This is a genomic window from Micromonospora sp. HK10 (assembly GCF_000982955.1).
GTDB lineage: Bacteria > Actinomycetota > Actinomycetes > Mycobacteriales > Micromonosporaceae > Micromonospora.
The window spans coordinates 26,376-29,988 of the sequence record NZ_KQ058828.1; the positions used below are offsets into that span (position 1 = coordinate 26,376).

Sequence of the window (3,613 nt, forward strand, 5' to 3'; positions counted from 1 at the left end):
CGTAACCCGTCAGGGTGCGGCCAGGGCCGACCTCGATGAAGGCGCGGTCGCCGTCGGAGGTCAGCAGCCGCAACGACTCGGAGAAACGCACGCGGCCGCGCAGGTGCCGCACCCAGTACATCGGGTCGGTCGCCTCGTCGTCGGCGATCCAGGTGCCGGTCGAGTTGGCCACAAACGGGATCCTGGGCGGGTTCAACGGGGTCCGGCGTACCGCCTCCGCGAACCGGTCGAGGATGTCGTCCATCATCCGGGAGTGGAACGCGTGGGACGTGTGCAGGGGGCGGCTGCTCACGCCCTGCAGCATCAACTCCTCCTCGAACCGGGCGATGTCGTCGTGGGTCCCCGCGACGACACAGACCCCGGGAGAGTTGAGCGCCGCGATGTCCAGCGACGCGTCGAGCATCGGCGTCAGCAGCTCTTCCGAGAGAGTGACCGCCAGCATGGCGCCGCTCTCGACCGTCTGCATGAGGGCGCCGCGCTCGGCTACCAGCCGCAGCGCGTCATCGCGGCTGAACACGCCGGCCAGGGCCGCCGCGACGTATTCACCGACGCTGTGTCCGGCCATCGCGGTTGGCGTGATGCCCATGCCCTGCAGGGTCTTGGCCAGCGCGTACTCGACGGCGAACAGGATCGGCTGGGTGTGGCAGGTCAGGTTCTGCTCTTCCGCGTCCGCGTGGAAGATCAGATGCAGCAGATCCAGGCCGTGCGAGTCGCGCAGCACGGCGGCGCAGGCGTTGATCTCGGACCGGAACAGCGGCTCCGTGTGATAGAGCTCCGCCGCCATCGCCGGATACTGCGCACCCTGCCCGGGGAACAGGAAGGTCGCGGTACGCCCGGGCTTCGGGTGGAAGGTGGGCAGGTCAACGGTGAGCCGCTCGGTTGCCTGGGCGCCATCGGTGACGACCGCGTACCGGCGCAGCGCCAGCGGCCCGCGGCCGACGTTCAGCGTGTAGCAGGCGTCGGCGAGCTCGTCGCCGGCGGCGCCGAGGTGCTTAGCCAGCGACAGGGTCAGCGCATCGAGCGCTTCCTCGACGTGCGCGGTGAGTGCGACCAGTTGCACGGGTCGACGGGCCGGCCGGGCCGCGGGGCGCTGCGGAGCCTGCTCGATGATCACATTGGCGTTCGTGCCGCCGATACCGAAGGAACTGATCGCCGCCCGGCGCGGCGTTCCATTGCTCTGCCAACTGGCGCGCTTGCGGTTGACGTAGAACGGGCTGTGCTCGAAGTCGATCCGCGGATTCGGCTCATCGAAGTTGATCACGGGCGCCAGCTGTCCGTCCTGGACGCTGCACACTGCGTTGATCATCCCAGCCACGCCGGCCGCCGCGCCGAGGTGGCCGACGTTCGCCTTGACCGAGGCGATCGCGCAGTAGCCGGTGCGGTCGGTCCGCTCCCCGTAGGCGGTGCTCAGCGCGCCGACCTCGATCGGATCGCCGACCAGCGTGCCGGTGCCGTGCGCCTCGACGTAGCCGATCGTCTCCGGGTCCACGTCCGCGTCGCTCAGCGCCGCTCGGACCACCGCCACCTGGCCGTGCTTGCTCGGCGCGAAGAAGCCGCTCTTGTTGTTGCCGTCGTTGTTGATCGCCGAACCCCGGATGATCGCGTGAATCGGGTTGCGATCGGCGACCGCGGCGGCCAGGGGCTTGAGCAGGACGACGCCGACGCCGTTGCCGAACACCGTGCCCCGGGCCTTGGCGTCGAAGGGGCGGATCCGGCCGTCGGGCGAGTAGATTCCGCCCTCGCTGTAGCGGTAGCCGGCTACCTCCGGAAGGCCGATCTCGACGCCGCCGGCGAGCGCGACCTCGCACTCTCCGGCGCGCAGCGCCCGCACCGCGGTGTGGATCGCGACCAGGGACGTCGAGCAGGCCGTCACCATGCTTATCGCCGGGCCGGTCAGGCCCAATCGGAAGGCGACGCTGGTGGCGAGGTAGTCGGTGTGATTGTTGATCATCGCCATGAGCGATCCGGTGCCGCGCATGACGGCGCCGTTCTGGAAGACATTTTCCTCGAGGTAGGCGTTGTCCTTGGAGCCGGCGTAGACGCCGACGCGGTCCTCGGTCTGCCCCGGGACGACGCCGCCGTTTTCCAGCGCCACGTGGCAGGCCTCCAGGAACACGCGGAACTGCGGGTCGAGCAGCTGCGCCTCACGCGCGCTCAAGCCGAACAGCTCGGCGTCGAACTTGTCCACGTCGCCGAGGATCGGCGCCGCGCGGACGTAGGCGGGATCCGCCAGATCCGCCTCCGTCGCACCGTTGGCCAGCAGTTGGTCGTCATCGAAAAAGGAGATGGACTCCACCCCGGCCAGCAGGTTCTCGCGGAACTCCGCAATAGAGTCGGCGCCGGGGAAGCGTGCCGCCATACCGATGATCGCAACGGGCTGTCCCGGCTGCCGGCTGATCTGTGCCTGCGCAGCACCTGGTTGAAGAGCCATGCGAGTCATGCTGGGTCGAGGCGGGCCGGCTGCCAAGACTGGAAGCCGCTCCTGGCGACAACTCGCCAGCGGCTTCCTAGTGCATTGGACGCGCGTGCATTCTTTGCCGATGTGGCTTGACCCGCCGACGCCGACTCCGGTATCAGAAATTCTGGTGACATGTGCAGGGGCGCATCATCGGATCCTGGTCAAGCACGAGAGCTATCTTCCGTCGGGATCAGTGAAGGAACGTACGGCTGTCGGGCTGCTGCGGGCGCTCGACCGGCAGCGGCCGTTGACACCCGGTACGGTCCTCGTCGAATCCACGTCGGGAAACCTGGGCATCGCGCTGGCCCGTCAGCTCGCCCGCCTCGGCGGCAGGCTGATCGCCGTCATCGACCCGAAGACTCCCGCCGCCACCCGGGAACTGCTGACCGCCGCCGGTGCCACGCTGCACATGGTCGACGAGCACGACGGGCAGGGAGGCTACCTGCTGACCCGCCTCGCCACCGTGCGCGAGCTGCTCGCGGCCAACCCGGACTATCGCTGGACCAACCAGTACGACAGCGACGCCAATCCCGAGATCCACGAACAGACCACCGGGCCGGAAATCCTCCGCCAGGGCGGCGCGGCGCTGGATGCGATCTATGTCGCCGTGTCGACGGGCGGCACGCTGGAGGGGATCTCCAGACACGTCCGGGATACCGGTCGCGCGGTGCGACTCGTGGCGGTCGACGCGTTCGCCTCCATTGCCAGCGGTCCGGCCGCGGGCGCGGCGACCGGGGCCGGCGCCCGGCTGTTGCCGGGAATCGGCGCCAGCCGGCGCTCGTCCTTTCTGACCCCGGGCAGCTTCGACGTGCGGCGCACGGTACGGGACAGCGATGCGATCGCGATGTGCCGGATGTTGCGCCAGGACACCGACATCGGAGTCGGCGGATCCGCCGGGTGCGTCCTGAGCGCCTGCGTCACCGATCTGATGTCCCCTGAGCCGCCGGCGCGCGCGCTCTGTCTGGCCGCGGACGACGCGACCAAGTACCACGACTCGATCTACAGCGACGCATGGCTGGAACGGTCAACGCTGCTCGACGCCGTCGACGCCACCATGCGGCGGTGGCGGGCCGAGGGCCTGGCGTTCAAATCGACGGAGCCGCAGCTGTAGCGGATCGCCGCACGGTAAGGCCCGGCCGCACCGGCGTCGCGTCG

General features: G+C 69.4%; 2 protein-coding genes and 1 pseudogene. 1 reads left to right on the forward strand and 2 read right to left on the reverse strand.

The features are described from left to right. Positions 1-60 precede the first annotated feature (60 nt). Together LQ51_RS34550 and LQ51_RS34555 are read right to left on the reverse strand one after the other, a co-directional pair. Positions 61-174, reverse strand: a complete 114-nt coding sequence (locus LQ51_RS34550; protein WP_369799864.1) for a 4Fe-4S binding protein — start codon at positions 172-174, stop codon at positions 61-63. A 739-nt stretch (positions 175-913) separates the two neighbouring features. After that, positions 914-2,440, reverse strand: a pseudogene (locus LQ51_RS34555) (beta-ketoacyl synthase N-terminal-like domain-containing protein); the annotation flags it as partial. Positions 2,441-2,540: 100 nt separating this feature from the next. On the opposite strand from LQ51_RS34555, the gene LQ51_RS15835 reads away from it, so the two are divergent. Further along, the gene (locus LQ51_RS15835; RefSeq protein WP_197087765.1) at positions 2,541-3,569 is read left to right on the forward strand and encodes a cysteine synthase family protein; all 1,029 of its coding nucleotides are present in this window, start codon (positions 2,541-2,543) and stop codon (positions 3,567-3,569) included. Positions 3,570-3,613: the final 44 nt, after the last annotated feature.